18 protein-coding genes are annotated in these 18179 nt (G+C 60.4%); 9 read left to right on the forward strand and 9 right to left on the reverse strand.

Going from position 1 to position 18179, the window contains the following annotated elements; genetic code table 11:
* Window positions 1-7: 7 nt before the first annotated feature.
* The 5 genes from relA to JFT81_RS29105 form a co-directional block, all read right to left on the reverse strand.
* A complete protein-coding gene (gene relA / locus JFT81_RS29085; protein WP_201147687.1) occupies window positions 8-2251 on the reverse strand; it encodes a GTP diphosphokinase in 2244 nt (747 codons plus the stop codon).
* 101 nt (window positions 2252-2352) lie between these two features.
* Window positions 2353-3729 (reverse strand): 23S rRNA (uracil(1939)-C(5))-methyltransferase RlmD, encoded by a 1377-nt coding sequence (rlmD, locus tag JFT81_RS29090; protein WP_201231065.1) that lies wholly within the window; start codon window positions 3727-3729, stop codon window positions 2353-2355.
* Complete coding sequence (cysM, locus tag JFT81_RS29095) at window positions 3729-4631, reverse strand: cysteine synthase CysM (protein ID WP_163004698.1); 903 nt, start codon at window positions 4629-4631, stop codon at window positions 3729-3731. Before cysM ends, rlmD begins: the two co-directional genes overlap by 1 nt.
* A 253-nt stretch (window positions 4632-4884) precedes the next feature.
* Window positions 4885-6309, reverse strand: a complete 1425-nt coding sequence (locus JFT81_RS29100) for a sensor histidine kinase (RefSeq protein WP_201231066.1) — start codon at window positions 6307-6309, stop codon at window positions 4885-4887.
* Complete coding sequence (locus tag JFT81_RS29105; RefSeq protein WP_201231067.1) at window positions 6296-7018, reverse strand: response regulator transcription factor; 723 nt, start codon at window positions 7016-7018, stop codon at window positions 6296-6298. The genes JFT81_RS29100 and JFT81_RS29105 overlap by 14 nt, the downstream gene beginning before the upstream one ends.
* 219 nt (window positions 7019-7237) lie before the next feature.
* Here JFT81_RS29105 and JFT81_RS29110 point away from each other — a divergent pair, with 219 nt between their 5' ends.
* Complete coding sequence (locus JFT81_RS29110; RefSeq protein ID WP_201231068.1) at window positions 7238-9991, forward strand: response regulator; 2754 nt, start codon at window positions 7238-7240, stop codon at window positions 9989-9991.
* Window positions 9992-10074: 83 nt separating this feature from the next.
* Window positions 10075-11064 carry a 2-hydroxyacid dehydrogenase gene (locus JFT81_RS29115; RefSeq protein ID WP_201231069.1) on the forward strand — a complete coding sequence of 330 codons (990 nt, stop codon included), beginning with the start codon at window positions 10075-10077 and terminating at the stop codon, window positions 11062-11064.
* 12 nt (window positions 11065-11076) lie between these two features.
* Here the strand turns inward: JFT81_RS29115 and JFT81_RS29120 are convergent, their stop codons facing one another.
* The gene (locus tag JFT81_RS29120) at window positions 11077-11523 is read right to left on the reverse strand and encodes a hypothetical protein (protein WP_201231070.1); all 447 of its coding nucleotides are present in this window, start codon (window positions 11521-11523) and stop codon (window positions 11077-11079) included.
* A 133-nt stretch (window positions 11524-11656) separates the two neighbouring features.
* Between JFT81_RS29120 and JFT81_RS29125 the strand changes: the two genes are divergently transcribed.
* Both JFT81_RS29125 and JFT81_RS29130 read left to right on the forward strand, forming a co-directional pair.
* Window positions 11657-12091: a hypothetical protein gene (locus tag JFT81_RS29125; RefSeq protein ID WP_008079168.1), complete on the forward strand. Its 435-nt coding sequence runs from the start codon at window positions 11657-11659 to the stop codon at window positions 12089-12091.
* Window positions 12091-12495 (forward strand): META domain-containing protein, encoded by a 405-nt coding sequence (locus JFT81_RS29130; RefSeq protein WP_201231071.1) that lies wholly within the window; start codon window positions 12091-12093, stop codon window positions 12493-12495. Before JFT81_RS29125 ends, JFT81_RS29130 begins: the two co-directional genes overlap by 1 nt.
* 270 nt (window positions 12496-12765) lie before the next feature.
* On the opposite strand, the gene JFT81_RS29135 is transcribed toward JFT81_RS29130, so the two are convergent.
* A complete protein-coding gene (locus JFT81_RS29135; RefSeq protein WP_007917494.1) occupies window positions 12766-13233 on the reverse strand; it encodes a TlpA disulfide reductase family protein in 468 nt (155 codons plus the stop codon).
* A gap of 113 nt (window positions 13234-13346) precedes the next feature.
* Between JFT81_RS29135 and arsC the strand changes: the two genes are divergently transcribed.
* The 3 genes from arsC to JFT81_RS29150 are packed head-to-tail and all read left to right on the forward strand — an operon-like array spanning window position 13347 to window position 14721.
* Window positions 13347-13700 carry an arsenate reductase (glutaredoxin) gene (gene arsC / locus JFT81_RS29140; RefSeq protein ID WP_201231072.1) on the forward strand — a complete coding sequence of 118 codons (354 nt, stop codon included), beginning with the start codon at window positions 13347-13349 and terminating at the stop codon, window positions 13698-13700.
* Entirely contained in the window at window positions 13697-14293 is a 597-nt protein-coding gene (gene wrbA, locus JFT81_RS29145) for an NAD(P)H:quinone oxidoreductase (RefSeq protein WP_201231073.1), read from the forward strand. The genes arsC and wrbA overlap by 4 nt, the downstream gene beginning before the upstream one ends.
* 2 nt (window positions 14294-14295) lie before the next feature.
* A complete protein-coding gene (locus tag JFT81_RS29150; RefSeq protein ID WP_201231074.1) occupies window positions 14296-14721 on the forward strand; it encodes a DUF2069 domain-containing protein in 426 nt (141 codons plus the stop codon).
* A 95-nt stretch (window positions 14722-14816) separates the two neighbouring features.
* On the opposite strand, the gene JFT81_RS29155 is transcribed toward JFT81_RS29150, so the two are convergent.
* A complete protein-coding gene (locus JFT81_RS29155) occupies window positions 14817-15491 on the reverse strand; it encodes a DNA-3-methyladenine glycosylase I (RefSeq protein WP_201231075.1) in 675 nt (224 codons plus the stop codon).
* 174 nt (window positions 15492-15665) lie between these two features.
* Window positions 15666-16490 carry a tRNA 2-thiocytidine(32) synthetase TtcA gene (gene ttcA, locus JFT81_RS29160; protein WP_201231076.1) on the reverse strand — a complete coding sequence of 275 codons (825 nt, stop codon included), beginning with the start codon at window positions 16488-16490 and terminating at the stop codon, window positions 15666-15668.
* 425 nt (window positions 16491-16915) lie between these two features.
* Here ttcA and JFT81_RS29165 point away from each other — a divergent pair, with 425 nt between their 5' ends.
* Together JFT81_RS29165 and JFT81_RS29170 are read left to right on the forward strand one after the other, a co-directional pair.
* A complete protein-coding gene (locus tag JFT81_RS29165) occupies window positions 16916-17518 on the forward strand; it encodes a Yip1 family protein (RefSeq protein ID WP_201231077.1) in 603 nt (200 codons plus the stop codon).
* A 127-nt stretch (window positions 17519-17645) separates the two neighbouring features.
* Complete coding sequence (locus tag JFT81_RS29170; protein WP_201231078.1) at window positions 17646-18140, forward strand: SprT family zinc-dependent metalloprotease; 495 nt, start codon at window positions 17646-17648, stop codon at window positions 18138-18140.
* The last annotated feature ends 39 nt before the right edge of the window (window positions 18141-18179 follow it).

Raw genomic sequence — 18179 nt, forward strand, 5'->3', positions numbered from 1 at the left:
TCGTTCTTCACGGGGTACGGTTGCGCCGTGTTTCGATGATGTTTGGCAACTGGGATATGCGCCCCAGCAACCGCCCCAGCGCATCCAGCCCCGGAATCTCGATGGTCAGGGACATCAGCGCGGTGTTGTCCTCCTTGTTCGAGCGGGTGTTGACTGCCAGCACGTTGATGCGCTCATTGAGCAACACCTGCGAGACGTCCCGCAACAGACCGGAACGGTCGTAGGCGCGGATGATGATGTCCACCGGATAGGTGAGCACCGGCACCGGCCCCCAGCTGACCTGAATGATCCGCTCTGGCTCGCGCCCCGACAGTTGCAGCACCGACGCACAGTCCTGACGGTGAATGCTCACGCCACGGCCCTGGGTGATGTAACCGACAATTGCATCGCCCGGCAGCGGCTGGCAGCAGCCAGCCATCTGCGTCATCAGGTTGCCGACGCCCTGGATCTGAATGTCGCCGCGCTTGCCCGGTTTGTAGCCGGTGGCTTTGCGCGGGATCAGTTCCAGCTGTTCGTTGCCGCGTTCCGGCTCGACCAGTTGTTGCGCCAGGTTGACCAACTGCGCGAGGCGCAAGTCGCCAGCACCGAGGGCGGCGAACATGTCTTCGGCGGTTTTCATGTTGGCCTTGTCGGCCAGCTTGTCGAAATCCACCGCCGGCAGACCGAGACGCGTGAGTTCGCGCTCGATCAGGGTTTTGCCGGCCGCGACGTTCTGATCACGCGCCTGCAATTTGAACCAGTGAACGATCTTCGCCCGCGCCCGCGAGGTGGTGACGTAACCGAGGTTGGAGTTCAGCCAGTCGCGGCTCGGCGTGCCGTGCTTGCTGGTGATGATCTCGACCTGCTCACCGGTCTGCAGGCTGTAGTTGAGCGGCACGATACGCCCGTTGATCTTCGCGCCACGGCAGTTGTGGCCGATTTCGGTGTGTACGCGGTAGGCGAAGTCCAGCGGTGTCGCGCCTTTGGGCAAGTCGATGGCGTGACCGTCGGGGGTGAAGATGTAGACCCGATCCGGCTCGATATCGACACGCAGCTGTTCGGCCAGACCGCCGATGTCGCCCAGTTCCTCGTGCCACTCGAGCACCTGACGCAGCCAGGAGATCTTCTCTTCGTAGTGGTTCGAACCGGATTTGACGTCGGTGCCTTTGTAGCGCCAATGCGCACAGACGCCGAGTTCGGCTTCTTCGTGCATCGAGTGCGTACGGATCTGCACCTCAAGCACTTTACCCTCAGGGCCGATCACTGCCGTGTGCAGCGAGCGGTAGCCGTTCTCTTTCGGGTTGGCGATGTAATCGTCGAACTCTTTCGGGATATGCCGCCACAAGGTGTGGACGATACCGAGCGCGGTATAGCAGTCGCGCATTTCCGGCACCAGCACACGCACGGCACGGACGTCGTAGATCTGGCTGAATTCCAGACCCTTGCGCTGCATTTTGCGCCAGATCGAATAGATGTGTTTTGCCCGGCCGCTGATGTCGGCGTCGACGCCGGTGGCCTGCAATTCGTCCTTGAGCTGGGTCATCACGTCAGCGATGAAACGCTCACGGTCGAGCCGCCGCTCATGGAGCAACTTGGCGATCTGTTTGTATTGATCAGGTTCCAGGTAACGGAAGGACAAGTCCTCCAGTTCCCATTTGATATGACCGATGCCGAGCCGGTGCGCGAGCGGCGCATAGATGTCGAAGACTTCCCGGGCGACACGGTTACGCTTTTCGTCGTCGGCGGTTTTTACCGCGCGAATGGCGCAGGTACGCTCAGCCAGTTTGATCAGTGCGACGCGGACATCGTCGACCATGGCCACGAGCATCTTGCGCAGGTTTTCCACCTGCCCTTGCGTGCCCATCACCATCGACTGGCGCGGACTCAGGCTGGCACTGATGGCGGCCATGCGCTGCACGCCATCGATCAGTTTGGTCACCACCGGGCCGAAGCGCTGGCTAACCGCCGCAAGCTCGATCTGGCCTTCTCGGACGCCGCGGTACAGGACCGCGGCGACCAGCGAATCCTGATCGAGCTTGAGGTCGGCGAGAATCTCGGCGATCTCAAGGCCGGTACTGAAACTGCCGGAACCTTCGGACCACAGATTTTTCTTGGCGTTGGACTGTTGTTCGGCCTCGCGAGCAAACTCGCAGGCTTCTTTCAAGGCTTCGCGATCCAGTGCCAGATCGACACTGACCGCGTGATCGAGCCAAGCCTCGAGATTGATACTGCCGTCAGTGTTGATCGGCTGGTGTGCTCTCACCTGTACCATGTTGCTTTACCTTCCCTACGACGCAGATTCAATGCGTCAAATCGCTGACCCTTGTTGCCCGTTTGCGCTCGCGGGGCTGGTGCGAGCGCTGACCGGACAGGTCAGACGGATTCAGACGAGCCATCCTGGCTCGCTTCAAATAACGCCATGGCCTCGACATGTGCCGTCTGAGGAAACATATCGAGAATCCCGGCACGTTTTAACCGGTAGCCCTGCTTGATCAATTCAACCGTATCGCGCGCCAGAGTTGCAGGGTTGCACGACACATACACCAACCGTTTGGCACCCAGGGTCGCGAGCTTGCGAACCACCTCGAAAGCACCGTCACGCGGTGGGTCCAAGAGTACCGCAGAAAAGCCGTTTCCGATCCACTGGGCATCGCTCAAAGGCTGGGATAAATCGGCTTGAAAAAACTTTGTGTTATGCAAATTGTTACTGGCGGCATTCGCTGCCGCACGCTCGACCATGGTCTGCACGCCTTCCACTGCCACCACTTCGCGCACGGCTTTGGCCAGCGGCAAGGCGAAGTTGCCCAGACCGCAGAACAGATCCAGCACGCGCTCGTCGCGCCCCGGTTTCAGCCAGTCCAGCGCCTGCGCCACCATTGCCTCGTTGACGCCGGCATTGACCTGGATAAAGTCGCCGGGCCGGTACGCCAAATTCAGATCCCACTGCTCCAGACGATAGCCCAGCGACTGGGTCGCATCGACCGGTTGCGGCTCGCCTTCGCCATGCAGCCACAGTTGCGCTTCATGGAACTGGCAGAAGTCCTTGAGGATGCTCAGATCCGCTTCGGACAACGGCGCCATGTGCCGCAACAGCAGCGCCAATGACGAACCGCTGAACAGTTCGACATGACCCAACGCCTGCGGTTTGCTCAAACGACGGAGCATCTCCGGCAAACGGGTCATGATCGGTTGCAAGGGCTGTACCAGCACCGGGCATTCGCTGATCGCGACAATGTCCTGACTGCCGGCCGCGCGGAAACCCACTTCGAGTTTCTTTGCCTTCATGTCCCAGCGCACCGCAATCCGGGCGCGACGGCGATAGCCGAATTCGGGGCCGGTCAGCGGAGCTGCCCACTCTTCAGGTTCGACACCAGCAACACGCAACAATTGCTCGGCGAGCATGCGCTGTTTCAGGGCAAGCTGTTCGCCGTGGGGCAAATGCTGAACGCTGCAACCGCCGCAACGCCCGGCATGCGGACACGGTGCCGGGCGCCGCAACTCACTGGCCTTGAACACGCGCTCGGTGCGCGCTTCGACCACTTTGCCGTGGGCGCCGAGCACCCGTGCTTCGACTTCTTCACCGGCGAGGGCGCCGAGGACGAACCAGGTTTTGCCTTCGAAGAACGCGATACCGCGACCGTCATTGGCCAGGCGCTCGATGCTCAAGCGCTGCTTTTTGCCGGTCGGAATTTGCGCGGCCTTGCTGCCGCCGGTGGGCTGAAAGCGCAGGCCTCTCTCTTGCTTGGCCATCAGTTGGGCGCGTCGAAAATGCCGGTCGACAAGTAACGGTCGCCACGGTCGCAGATGATCGCGACGATCACCGCGTTTTCAACTTCTTTGGACAAGCGCAGCATCGCTGCCACCGCACCGCCCGAGGACACACCACAGAAGATGCCTTCTTCGCGGGCCAGACGACGGGTGACGTCCTCGGCCTCGCTTTGCGCCATGTCGACGATACGGTCGACGCGGTCGGCCTGATAGATCTTCGGCAGGTATTCCTGCGGCCAGCGGCGGATGCCCGGAATGGCCGAGCCTTCCATCGGTTGCAGACCGACGATCTGCACGCTGTCGCTCTGCTCTTTCAAGTAGCGCGAGACGCCCATGATGGTACCGGTGGTGCCCATGGAGCTGACGAAATGGGTGATGCTGCCCTGGGTCTGACGCCAGATCTCCGGGCCAGTGGTGGTGTAGTGCGCTTCAGGATTATCGCCATTGGCGAACTGATCGAGCACCTTGCCACGGCCTTCGGCTTCCATGCGTTGAGCGAGATCGCGAGCGCCTTCCATGCCCTCTTCCTGGCTGACCAGAATCAATTCCGCGCCGTAAGCGGTCATGGCCGCCTTACGTTCGGCGCTGGAGTTGTCCGGCATGATCAGGATCATCTTGTAACCCTTGATCGCGGCGGCCATGGCCAGCGCAATGCCGGTGTTGCCCGAAGTTGCTTCGATCAGCGTATCGCCGGCGTGAATCTGCCCGCGCAACTCGGCGCGAGTGATCATCGACAACGCCGGACGGTCCTTGACCGAACCCGCCGGGTTATTCCCTTCGAGCTTGAGCAACAGGGTATTGCTGGTGGCACCGGGCAGGCGCTGCAAACGCACCAGCGGAGTGTTGCCGACGCAATCGGCGATGGTTGGGTACTGCAGGGTCATGGCGTATTCGCAATCCAGACGTGCGGGGGCGCCTATCATACCGGCAAACCCGCGCAGGCCATATCACGCAAAGTGCGGTGCTTATGGTTTATGGGAATAAGCAACTGAAAGTCGCACCAGTGGTGCGACTTTTGTATTGAGCCATGTTTATTTGTGGTGATGCTCTGGGCCTCTTCGCGAGTAGGCTCGCTCCCACAAGGAGTAGTGTCGTTCGCAAAATAGTGTCAGCGGTGATGTCACTATTAACTGCCGTTCACACAACCTGCGGTGAACCCAGCTCCAATGTGGGAGCGAGCCTGCTCGCGAAGGCGTCATTCGACGCAACCCCATCATCAGCCACCAACCGCAAATTCAGTCGCAACCCGGCCCCGCTGTTCTGCGCCCAAAGATGTCCACCCTGGCGCTGCACCGCATTCCTCGCAATGCTCAAGCCCAACCCGAACCCGCCATCCCCCGGTCGCGAACCGTCGAGTCGGGTAAACGGTGAAAAGATCCGCTCCAGATCCCCGTCAGCCACTCCGCCGCCCTGATCTTCGAGCCACAAATGCCAGTAATCGCCCTCGCGTCGCCCATCGAGACGCACAATCCCGCCCGCTGGCGAATGCCGGATGGCATTGCGCAGAATGTTCTCCAGCGCCTGCGCCAAGGTATTCAGATTGCCGCGCACCCAGCACGATGCCTCCACTGAGCACTGCAATTGCAGACTCTGCCAGCCACTTTCATAGCAAGCGTTATCGGTGAGCATTTCCCACAGGGCCTGAATCTGAATGGCTTCATCCGGCAATGGCGTGCGGTCCGTGTCGAGCCAGGCCAGTTGCAAGGTGTCTTCGACCAATCGCTGCATGCCATCGACCTCACGACCGATGCGTTCGCGCAACTGCGGCAGGCCTTGTTCACTTTCACTGGCCACGCGCAGGCGGCTGAGGGGCGTGCGTAACTCATGGGACAGGTCGCGCAGCAATTGTTGTTGCAGGCCGACCGTGGATTGCAGGCGCTCGGACATGGAATCAAACGCTCTGGCCAATTCACCCAGTTCATCCGGGCGCTGGGTCATGCCGCTCGACAGACGCACATTCAATTGATCGGCGCGCCAGGCATTGGCCTGCTCACGCAGGTTATTCAGTGGCACCACGAGCAAGCGATACAGCCCGACACACAGCAACAAAGTGAACAGTCCCGGAATCACGCCATTGGTGACTACTCGCCAGAACAGCCTGTATTTGCCCGGCAAAAAACGCTCGGGCAGCTCGATCACCAGACTGCCGGCGGATGGATCGTTGGGGAAGGGAATGCGCAGCCACGGCCGCCCTTGCTTGTGAATCGGCCAGTCGAGGCCGCGCAGAAAAGTCATGTGCTGAACTTCCTGCTCGTTCAACGGCGCACTGCTCAGCGACTGCAAATTACCGCTGATCACGCCGACCCAACCAGCCTCGCGCAACTCCATGCTCTGCAACCAGCTGTCGACCCCATCACGCTCGGCGCGCTGCCAGGCGCGCTCGGCTTCGCTGGCATAACGGCTCAGCGTGCCGCGCGCCTCGTCGGAGAGAAACTGATTGCGCTCCTCCATATAGCGGCCCCACGACCAGCTCAGCCAGATCATCAGCAGACAAAATGCGACCAGCAGGCAGGCCAGTTTCCAGAACAGCGAATGCCGACCCGGCAGCTCAGACAGCTTCATCGGCGGCGCTCAATACATAACCCTTGCCCCACACCGTGCGCACTTCGCGCTCGGTATAACCGACGGCTTTGAGTTTGCGACGGATCTGGCTGATGTGCATGTCGAGGCTTCGATCGTGGGCGGCGTAGCCACGCTGCAACACGTGCTGATAAAGGAAGGCCTTGCTCAACACTTCTTCATCATTGCGGTTGAGGGTTTCCAGCAGGCGGTATTCGCTGCGGGTCAGACCGGCCGCTTGCTCGCGGTAGAACACATCGCAGTGTTCTTCGTCGAAACGCAGCGCGCCCACCGGCACCGATGGCGCGAGCGCGGCCGGGCGACGATCAAGGGCAACCCGGCGCAGAATGGCTTCGATGCGCACATGCAGCTCGGCCATGCTGAAGGGTTTGGGCAGATAATCATCGGCGCCCAAGCGGAAACCACTGATGCGGTCGGCTTCGGCGCCGAGGGCCGACATCAGCAGCACCGGCGTCGAATGGCTCTGGCGCAACTGGGTCAGCACGTTCAAGCCGTCCATACCCGGCAACAGAATATCCATCAGCACCACGTCGAACGGCTGGCGCCTGGCGATACTCAGACCTTCCTGACCGTTCTGGCACCAGGTCACCTGAAAGCCGCTGCGGCCCAGATGCTCGTGAACATAGGCACCGAGCACCGGATCGTCTTCGATGGAAAGAATGCGTGGCTGGCCAACGGAAACAGGAGTCATGAGTATCTGCAAGTAATTCTCAGTTGGGCGCGATTATTCAAGATTGCCGGGCATCGGGCAACCCAAGGTTGACCGCCCGGACAAACGCCAACCTTCGCGCAGACCGACGGCGACACTATTTTTCCGGAGATTGCCCGCGAGCAAATCGCTACACTGCGCCAATGTCGCGTGCCGGATGCACGCTTGAGTCAACAGATCAGCGGGATGCAGGAGACAGGTGTGCTCAAGAAACTGGGAATCAAAGGTCGCGTGTTATTGCTGACCTTGTTGCCAACCAGCCTGATGGCGCTGGTACTGGGTGGCTATTTCACCTGGATGCAGCAGTCCGACTTGCAGACCCAATTGATGCAGCGAGGCGAAATGATCGCCGAGCAACTGGCGCCGCTGGTGGCGCCCGCCATGGGTCATGGCAACAGTGACCTGCTCGAACGCATCGCCACTCAATCTCTCGAACAACCGGACGTGCGTGCGGTCACGTTCCTTGCGCCGGATCGCTCGCCGCTGGCCCACGCCGGGCCGACCATGCTCAATCAGGCTCCGAGCGGCGACAGCGCCCAACTGCAACGGCGCAGTGGTAATGACGCGACGCGCTACTTGATGCCGGTGTTCGGCAAGCACCGCAACCTTGCCGGCGAACTGATTCCGCAAGAGTCCGAGCGCCTGCTCGGCTGGGTCGAACTGGAGCTGTCACACAACGGCATGTTGCTGCGCGGCTATCGCAGCCTGTTTGCCAGCCTGTTGCTGATTGCCGCCGGACTGGCCGGCGCGGCACTGCTCGCGTTGCGCATGGGCCGGACGATCAACCGTCCGCTGAGCCAGATCAAACAAGCCGTCGCGCAACTCAAGGACGGCCACCTCGAAACGCGTTTGCCGCCGCTCGGCAGTCAGGAGCTGGATGAACTGGCGTCGGGCATCAACCGCATGGCCGGCACCCTGCAAAACGCCCGCGAAGAACTCCAGCACAGCGTCGATCAGGCCACCGAGGATGTGCGCCAGAACCTCGAAACCATTGAAATCCAGAACATCGAGCTCGATCTGGCGCGCAAAGAAGCGCTGGAGGCCAGCCGGATCAAATCCGAATTCCTCGCCAACATGAGCCACGAGATCCGCACGCCGCTAAACGGTATTCTCGGCTTCACGCACTTATTGCAGAAAAGCGAGCTGACCCCGCGCCAGCTCGACTACCTGGGCACTATCGAAAAATCCGCCGACAGCCTGCTAGGCATCATCAACGAGATTCTCGACTTCTCGAAGATCGAGGCCGGCAAACTGGTGCTCGACCACATTCCGTTCAACCTGCGCGATTTACTTCAAGACACCCTGACCATTCTCGCCCCTGCCGCGCACGCCAAGCAGCTTGAACTGGTCAGCCTGGTGTACCGCGACACGCCGCTGTCGCTGGTGGGTGACCCGCTGCGCCTGAAGCAGATCCTCACCAATCTGGTCAGCAACGCGATCAAGTTCACCCGCGAAGGCACCATCGTCGCCCGCGCCATGCTCGAAGAAGAAAACGACGACAGCGTGCAGTTGCGCATCAGCATTCAGGACACCGGCATCGGGCTGTCGAGTCAGGATGTGCGCGCGCTGTTCCAGGCTTTCAGCCAGGCCGACAACTCGCTGTCGCGCCAGCCCGGTGGTACCGGGTTGGGACTGGTGATTTCCAAGCGGCTGATCGAACAGATGGGCGGTGAAATCGGTGTCGACAGTACGCCGGGCGAAGGCTCGGAATTCTGGATCAGCCTGAGCCTGCCGAAAGCCCGCGACGACGCCGAGGACCTGCCGGCTGCGCCATTGCTCGGTCGCCGCGTGGCAGTGCTGGAAAACCATGAACTGGCGCGCCAGGCTCTGCAGCATCAACTGGAAGACTGTGGCCTCGACGTCACGCCGTTCAACACTCTGGAAAGCCTGAGTAACGGTGTCACTGGCGCTCATCAGACCGATCAGGCGATTGATCTGGCGGTCATCGGCATCACCAGCAACGACATGCTCCCGGAGCGTTTGAACCAGCACATCTGGGACCTCGAACACCTCGGCTGCAAAGTGCTGGTGCTGTGTCCGACCACCGAGCAGACGCTGTTTCATCTGTCGGTGCCCAACCCGCACAGTCAGCTGCAGGCCAAACCGGCCTGCACGCGCAAATTGCGTCGCGCGCTGGCCGATCTGGTCAACCCGCGTCAGCCGCGCACTGAACCGGGTGAGCCGCTGTCGAGTCGCGCGCCGCGTGTGTTGTGCGTCGATGACAACCCGGCCAACCTGTTGCTGGTGCAGACCCTGCTCGAAGACATGGGCGCCAAGGTACTTGCCGTCGAGAGCGGTTATGCAGCGGTCAAAGCGGTGCAGAGCGAATCCTTCGATCTGGTGCTGATGGATGTGCAGATGCCGGGCATGGACGGCCGCCAGAGCACCGAAACCATCCGCCAATGGGAAGGCGAACGGCATTGCACACCACTGCCGATCGTCGCCCTCACCGCCCACGCCATGGCCAACGAAAAACGTGCGCTACTGCAAAGCGGCATGGACGATTACCTGACCAAGCCGATCAGCGAACGGCAATTGGCGCAGGTCGTGCTCAAGTGGACCGGCCTGGCCCTGCGCAATCAAGGGCCGGAGCGAACCAGCGAAAGTGCGGCCGGCAATAACGAACTGCCGGTACTTGATCATGAGGAAGGCTTGCGCCTGGCCGCGGGCAAGGCTGATCTGGCGGCGGACATGCTGGCAATGCTGCTGGCGTCGCTGGAAGCCGACCGCGAAGCCATTCGCAGCGCGCGCGACAATCACGATCAGAATGCACTGCTTGAGCGGGTGCATCGTCTGCACGGCGCCACGCGTTACTGCGGCGTACCGCAATTGCGCGCGATCTGCCAACGCAGTGAGACCCTGCTCAAGCAGGACGACCCCAAAGCGGCGGCAGCACTGGACGAGCTCGAACGCTCGATCAATCGTCTCGCCACACAGGCACGGATCAGCGCCTGATCCACGGCAATACTGCTTCCGCTCAAGGGCGCTAAAGTTGTCGCGGGTGATTTCAGCCCGCGTCGATGTTCCAGGAGGGTTTCATGCGCACGATCGTTTTCAGCAGCCAGACCTACGACCGCGACAGCTTCCTCGCTGCCGACGGCCCGGCCGATATCGAACTGCACTTTCAAGCGGCCCGCCTCAGCCTCGACACCGCCGCATTGGCCGACGGGCACGAGGTCGTCTGCGCATTCATCAATGACGATCTCAGCGCGGCGGTACTGGAACGCCTGGCCGCTGGCGGCACACGTTTGATTGCCCTGCGCTCGGCGGGCTACAACCACGTTGACCTGATTGCCGCCAAACGCCTGGGAATGGCCGTCGTCCGCGTTCCGGCCTATTCGCCGCACGCAGTGGCCGAACACGCGGTGGCGTTGATCCTTGCCTTGAACCGTCGCCTGCACCGCGCCTATAACCGCACCCGCGAAGGCGATTTCAGCCTGCATGGCCTGACCGGTTTCGATCTGGTCGGCAAAACCGTCGGCATTGTCGGCACCGGGCAGATCGGCGCGACGTTTGCGAAGATCATGCACGGCTTCGGTTGTGAGTTACTGGCTTACGATCCGTATCCAAACCCGGATGTTCTGGCCTTGGGCGCGCGTTACCTGAGCCTGCCGGAGCTGCTCGCGCAATCACGGATCATCAGTCTGCACTGCCCGCTCAACGAGCAGAGCAAACACCTGATCAACCGCGACTCACTGGCACATATGCAAGCGGGCGCCATGCTGATCAACACCGGACGGGGTGGCCTGGTGGACACGCCGGCACTGATCGACGCGTTGAAAGAAGGTCAACTCGGCTATCTGGGTCTGGATGTGTATGAGGAAGAAGCCCAACTGTTTTTCGAGGACCGCTCCGACCTGCCTTTGCAGGACGATGTGCTGGCGCGCTTGCTGACCTTCCCGAACGTGATCATCACCGCGCATCAAGCCTTTCTGACGCATGAAGCGCTCGGCGCAATTGCCGCCACCACCTTGCACAACATTGCGACCTGGGCGGCCGGTACGCCGCAAAACCAGGTCGAGGGGTAAGGCGTCAGCGGCTTACAGCGAGGCCGCCAGAATCAACAGCGCCAGCCAGCCAAAACCGAAAAGACGCTGTTTCATCGAGTGCCCGCGGCGCAGCAGGAACCAGACGAACACCATCGGCAGCAGGAACACCATGATTTTCAGCCAGCCTTCCACGGGACGGCTGCCGTCTTCATTAATGTGCAGTTCAACCCCTTGCCCGACTTGCTGCTGACGTCGAGGTTGCGCCGTGGCGGACATGGCGCTCGGCAACGGTGGCGACGCTGGCGGCACAACCGCTTCCGGTACTGCCTTGTTGCGCGGCAGGCTGCCGAACGAAATCGTCGATGCCCGTGCAGGCGCCGCTACAGTCTGCGCGTGAGCGTGAGCTGCCTGCTGCGCCATCGGAGCGCCGCAGTGAATGCACGCGGCGGCTTGCGAACTGATGCTGCGCTTGCATTCATAACATTCGATCAGCGCCATGTTCCGTTCCTTCAGAGTCGAGGGCGGCAGTTTGCCATGGGGCCGAGTCGATTTGAACCAGATCGAAGGTCGCACGCGCACATCATTCTGCAACCGGGCCCGTGCTAGCATGTCGCGCATATTTGGAGGACCCATGGTCGAACACGATTTCCGCTACAACCTGATGAACCCGCAACACACCCTCACCGAATGCCGCGCCCTGGTTCCGGGCCGCTATCAAGTGACCGGCAACGGTGGCTCGATTCGCATCGGTGACGCGCTGTTGGTCACGCTCAAAGGCAGCAAGGATTTGTCCATGCGCCTGACCGTCGAAACCGTCCGCCACCTGATCAATCCGCCAGGTCAATGGACCGCAATGACCACTGGCCCGGTATTCGGCGAATTGGCGATCCACACCTGGCAGGTCAACTGCGACAGCTGCGCCAAAGAGCTGAGCTTTGAATTTGCCGTCGACGCCAAGCTGGGTAAAACCGCTGAAAAACCGGCAGCTACCGCGCGCATCGCCGAGCTGGGCTGGAAAGCCGTTGGCGACAAGCACCTGTGCCCGAAATGCCAGGAGCCTGCGTGATGAAACGCCTTGCCCTGACCGCTCTGGTCGGTGCCGGCCTTGTAGGCTGCGCCGCGGAGCCTGTGCAACTGCAACAGAACCGCAGCTACATTCTGGAGTGGATCGGCGAGCGGCCATTGATGGATTACAGCCACCTGACCGTCACCCTCGGCGATGACGGCCGCGCTTACGGCAACGGCGGCTGCAACCATTGGTTTGCGCCGTACACGCTGGACGGCGACAAGATCAGCTTCGGCAAGATAGGCAAGACCCGCAAACTCTGCGCACCGGCGTTGATGGAGCAGGAGCAACGCTTCCTGCAGGCGCTGGAACATGTCGAGCGCTGGGACATTTCGCCGATCGACCAGATGCGCTTCTGGCCGGCGGAAGGCAAGCCGTTGCGGTGGTGGCTGGAAGAGGGTTGATCTTTTAGATCGCCAAGCCCCTCACTAACCCTCTCCCATAGGGAGAGGGGACTGATTGGGGGATACTCCAGAGATACGCCGAAATGATCCTGTGCTGGTGAATCCAAAATCGACTTGATGTTACTTCGTCGTCTTTGAGTCGACTTGATGTCGCTTCGCCGATTCCAAATCGACTGGTACTTTCAGGTCGATGTAAATCGCCAGACACCCCGGTCGGCCCCCTCTCTCTTTGGGAGAGGGCTGGGGTGAGGGTTGCTCTTCAGCGACAACTCACTTGGTCGCCTGCAACGCTTCGAGTTTGGCCATCACTCCCGCCGCCGTCTGCTCACCCATCAACTGTTCACGCACTTTGCCCTTGTTGTCGATGATGTACGTCACCGGCAAGGCTTCACTGCGCGGCAGCTCGAACAGTTCCGCAGGATCCTGCGCCAACACGGTGAACTTGATGCCGAGCTTCTCGCTGGCGTCCTTCAACTCGACACCCTGCACATTGTCGAAGTTGACCCCGAATACCCCGACATTCTTGCTCTTGAGTTCGTCAGCCAAATGGTTAAGCTCGGGAATTTCCGTGCGGCACGGACCACACCATTCGGCCCAGTAATTGAGTACGACCCATTGTTTGTCCAAACGCTCGGAGGCGACTTTCTGACCGTTCTGGTCGATACCGTAATCATTGCCGCAGCCCCCCAGCATCAACGCCCCGATTATCGTCAATGCCGCTGCCAATCGCCGTGTCATGTCGTGTTCCTTGTGAAAATTTGAAGGCGCCTGCGACCCATCGCCTCTGACGGTTCTGGATTGCGCGCTGCACAGTTAGAATAGCCGCCACTTTACGCCAGAAGCGACCCGCCATGACCGATCTGACGCTTTATCACAATCCGCGCTGCTCGAAATCCCGCGGCGCGCTGGAACTTCTTGAAGCTCGCGGCTTGACGCCAAACGTCGTGCGCTACCTCGAAACCCCGCTGAACGCGGCGCAAATCAAGGCCCTGCTCGGCAAGCTGGGGATCAGCGCACGGCAACTGCTGCGCACTGGGGAAGATGAATACAAAATGCTTCAGCTCGCTGACGAAAGCCTCAGCGAAGCGGAATTGATCGCTGCCATCGCCGAACATCCAAAGCTGATGGAGCGGCCGATTCTTGAAGTCGGCGACAAAGCCATCATCGGCCGTCCACCGGAAAACATTCTGGAGTTGTTGCCGTGAGCGCGCCGTACATTCTGGTGCTGTATTACAGCCGCAACGGCTCGACCAACGAGATGGCCCGACAGATTGCCCGTGGTGTCGAACAGGCCGGCCTCGAGGCCCGCCTGCGCACCGTGCCGGCGATCTCCACCGAGTGCGAAGCAGTCGCGCCGCAGATCCCGGATGAAGGCGCGCTCTACGCGACCCTCGATGACCTGAAGAATTGCGCCGGTCTGGCCCTCGGCAGTCCGACGCGCTTCGGCAACATGGCCGCGCCACTGAAGTACTTTCTCGATGGCACCAGCAACCTGTGGCTGACCGGCGCACTGGTCGGCAAGCCGGCCGGCGTGTTCACTTCTACCGCCAGCCTGCATGGCGGCCAGGAAACCACCCTGCTGTCGATGATGCTGCCGCTGCTGCACCACGGCATGCTGATCACCGGCCTGCCTTACAGCGAATCGGCATTGCTCGAAACCCAGGGAGGTGGCACGCCTTATGGCGCCAGCCACCACGCGGGGGCAGACGGCAAAAGTGGCCTCGATCAGCACGAAGTGGCGTTGTGTCGCGCGCTCGGTCTGCGTCTGGCCAAGACTGCGCAGAAACTGGAGGGCTGACGGTGGCGAAGAAGCCGAAAATCCTGCCCTCGGTCGCATGGCTGGAGCCGCGGGTGAAGGCCATGCGGGTGATCAGTCTGCTGAGCTTTTTCGCTCTGGCCGGATTACTCGCCGCTTATTACCTGGTGTTCGCTGACCTGCATGGCGCGCGGCCCTGGGTGATTCTACTGGTCGAGTTGATCCCGTGGATCGTCCTTGCGCCAGCGATGATCATGGGGAGCGCGCGGGCTCACTCGTGGATGTGCTTTGTGGTGAATCTGTATTTCATCAAAGGCGCACTGGCGGCGTATGACCCGAACAGGCAGCTGTTTGGTGTGCTGGAGATGGCAGCGAGCCTGGCGGTGTTCTGCTCGGCGCTGCTGTATGTGCGCTGGCGGTATCAGTTGAATCGCAAACTGGCGGGTGAAGGCGAGATCAGCGTCACCTGACAAATCGTCTTCGCGAGCAGGCTCGCTCCCACAAGGGATAGGCGTTCACAGCCCCCTGTAGGAGTGAGCCTGCTCGCGATTGGGCCGACTCGGTTTCAATGATTGACGGTATACGCGAGCATCATCGATATCTGGCTCATCGCTCGCCCGCCACTCTGTTCGTGCCATTGATTGAACACGTCCTGCACCATCGCCAGATCGCGCTGACTGGTCGGCACCTTGTCGACGATCTTCTGCGCATTCAGCGCCGCGACCACGTCGTAGCTCGGCACGAACGTATCCTTGCCGACCATGCGCAAAAATCGTGGCGCCGACAGCCCGCCCAGTTGATGGCCGTGCTTTTTCAGGTACGTCCACAGACCGACGATATCCGTCACCGGCCAGTCAGCGATCAGCGCGCCGAAACTGCCCTTGTCTTTCTCGACATCGAGAATGAACTGCGCATTGCGCGGCACGCTTTTGAGCTTGCCCAGGTGGCGGATGATCCGCGCGTCCTGCATCAGGCGTTCAAGGTGTTCGGCACTCATCAGCACGACTTTTTCCGGGTCGAACTTGAAGAACACTTCTTCGAAGGCCGGCCACTTGGCGTCGACCAGACTGTGCTTGAGCCCGGCACGGAACACCCGCAGGGCCATGGTCGAAAGGTAGCGGTCGTCGCTGATTTTGCGCAGTTGCGCCGGGGTATTGGGAACGGGCAGATGGGCTTCCAGTTCAGCTGCCGAACCGAAGCGGTTCAGACAGTATTCGTGCAGCCACTTGTAATCGCGCATGCCCTCTCCTGGTTAATTGAATAAAAAAACTGATGTCGGGCCCTGTGGCGAGGGGAATCATCCCCGTTGGAGCGCGAAGCGCTCCCAGAATAGACTGGGGCTGCTGCGCAGCCCAACGGGGCGGTGCGACGTTTCGCTAAATTCCCTCACCACAGGCCACTCCCACAGTTTTGATTAGAGGTTGACCACGTTGACGAAGCGCGAAGCCACCGTCTCGTCGATCTTCAGGCTGGTGAAGTCGAACAGGTTGCGGTCGGCCAGTTGCGACGGGATCACGTTCTGCAGACTGCGGAAGATGCTTTCAGTTCGACCGGGCGTCTTGCGTTCCCAGTCCAGAAGCATTTCCTTGACCACCTGACGCTGCAGGTTTTCCTGCGAACCGCAGAGGTTGCACGGGATGATCGGGAATGCCTTCAAGTCCGAATAGGCCTGAATGTCTTTCTCGTTGCAGTAGGCCAGCGGGCGGATCACCACGTTGCGGCCGTCATCGGCGCGCAGCTTCGGTGGCATCGCCTTGAGGCTGCCGTTGAAGAACATGTTGAGGAAAAACGTCTCGACGATGTCGTCACGGTGATGACCGAGGGCCATTTTGGTCGCGCCGATTTCGTCGGCGAAGGTGTACAGCGTGCCGCGACGCAGGCGCGAGCACAGCGAGCACGTGGTCTTGCCTTCCGGGATCAGTTCCTTGACCACCGAGTACGTGTCTTTCTCGACGATGTGGTACTCGACACCCAACTCTTTCAGATAGGCCGGCAGCACGTGCTCGGGAAAGCCCGGCTGTTTCTGGTCCATGTTCACCGCGACGATCTCGAATTTGATCGGCGCAACCTTCTGCAGGTGCAGCAGCACATCAAGCATGGTGTAGCTGTCCTTGCCCCCGGACAGGCAGACCATGACCTTGTCGCCGTCTTCAATCATGTTGAAGTCAGCAACCGCTTCGCCGGCCTGACGGCGCAGGCGCTTTTGCAGTTTGTTCTGGTTGACCGTAAGAGTGCCCATGACGCGAAATCCGTGAGGTGTGACGAAAGGCCGGCATTTTACGCAAAAACCCTGGATGCGCGAAGCACCTGTGGCAAGGGGATTTATCCCCGTTGGGTTGCGAAGCAGCCCCAAAACCTGCGACCTCGGTTTGCCTGACACTGTGCGGTGTATTGCTTGGCGACTGCTGCGCAGCCGAACGGGGATAAATACCCTCGCCACAAAAGTGTTTCAAGCTAAAAAATGCCGTCCCCACAAGACCTCAAGGCGATTAAGCCATGTGTTTACAGCGCGATTTGCTCTAAGCCCCTATTACCTGTGCGGTTAAGTCCTTTCTATACTGCGACATAAGGTCGCACACATCTAAAGACCTGAATTTGCTCGGCCTCGTTGGCCCGTAGGCGCTCCGTTGGGGGGCGATGGCAATAACAAGAGGAGTGACTGGCATGATCCATCACGTAGTGGGACTTTTTACCCACCCCGATCAGGAATGGAAGGAAATCCGTGGCGACCAAGAGGAAAGCATCAGCCACATGTACCTCACGCACACGCTGATTCTGGCGGCGATCCCCGCTGTCTCGGCGTTTATCGGAACCACGCAGGTCGGCTGGGTGATCGGCAACCGCGCGCCGGTGATGCTCACCGTTGAAAGCGCTGTGTGGATGACCGTCATGTCGTACCTGGCAATGCTCGGCGGTGTCGCGGTGATGGGTGCCTTCGTGCACTGGATGGCCCGCACTTACGACGCCAACCCGAGCCTGGCCCGTTGCGTGGCCTTCGCCACTTACACCGCGACACCGTTGTTTGTCGGTGGGCTGGCGGCGCTGTACCCGCATATGTGGCTGGGGATGATCGTCGGCACAGCGGCCATCTGCTACACGGTTTACCTGTTGTATGTGGGGCTGCCGACCTTCATGAATATTCCGTCGGATGAAGGTTTTCTGTTCTCGAGCTCGGTACTGGCGGTGGGTCTGGTGGTACTGGTCGCCATCATGGCGTTCACCGTGATTGTCTGGGGACTGGGCGTTGGTCCCGTCTATACGAACTGACACGACAGACTAACCAGAGGCCGCCGCGAGGCGGCCTTGTCATTTGCAGGATGACCATTCGGCAGCTCGGCGATTCGCAAGTCCTCAGGGTTGCGGCATACTCGACGCCTCTGGAGATCCATCAAGCATGCCCGAGCAACTCAATACCCGCGTCGAAGACTGTTACCAACTCGCTGAATCCTTTTTCAAACGTCATTTCCCACGCCCCGTCGTCAGTCTCAAGCTGCGCGGGCAAAAAGCCGGTGTCGCTCATCTGCACGAGAATCTGCTGCGCTTCAATCCTCAGTTGTACCGGGAAAACACCGAGCATTTCCTCAAGCAGACCGTGGCCCACGAAGTCGCGCACTTGATCGCCCACCAATTGTTTGGCGACCGTATCCAGCCGCATGGCGAAGAGTGGCAATTGATCATGCGCGGCGTTTACGAACTGCCACCGGATCGTTGCCACACTTATGCGATCAAGCGCCGCAGTGTGACGCGCTATATCTACAAGTGCCCGTGTGTGGACAGTGATTTTCCATTCTCGGCGCAGCGCCATAGCTTGGTGCGGCAGGGGCGGCGGTATTTGTGTCGCCGATGCCGCAACACGTTGGTGTTCAGTGGTGAGATGCGGGTGGAATGATCACAATCTGTGTCGGTCACACTGACCTCTTCGCGAGCA

This window comes from Pseudomonas sp. TH43 (assembly GCF_016650635.1).
In the GTDB taxonomy this organism is placed as follows: domain Bacteria; phylum Pseudomonadota; class Gammaproteobacteria; order Pseudomonadales; family Pseudomonadaceae; genus Aquipseudomonas.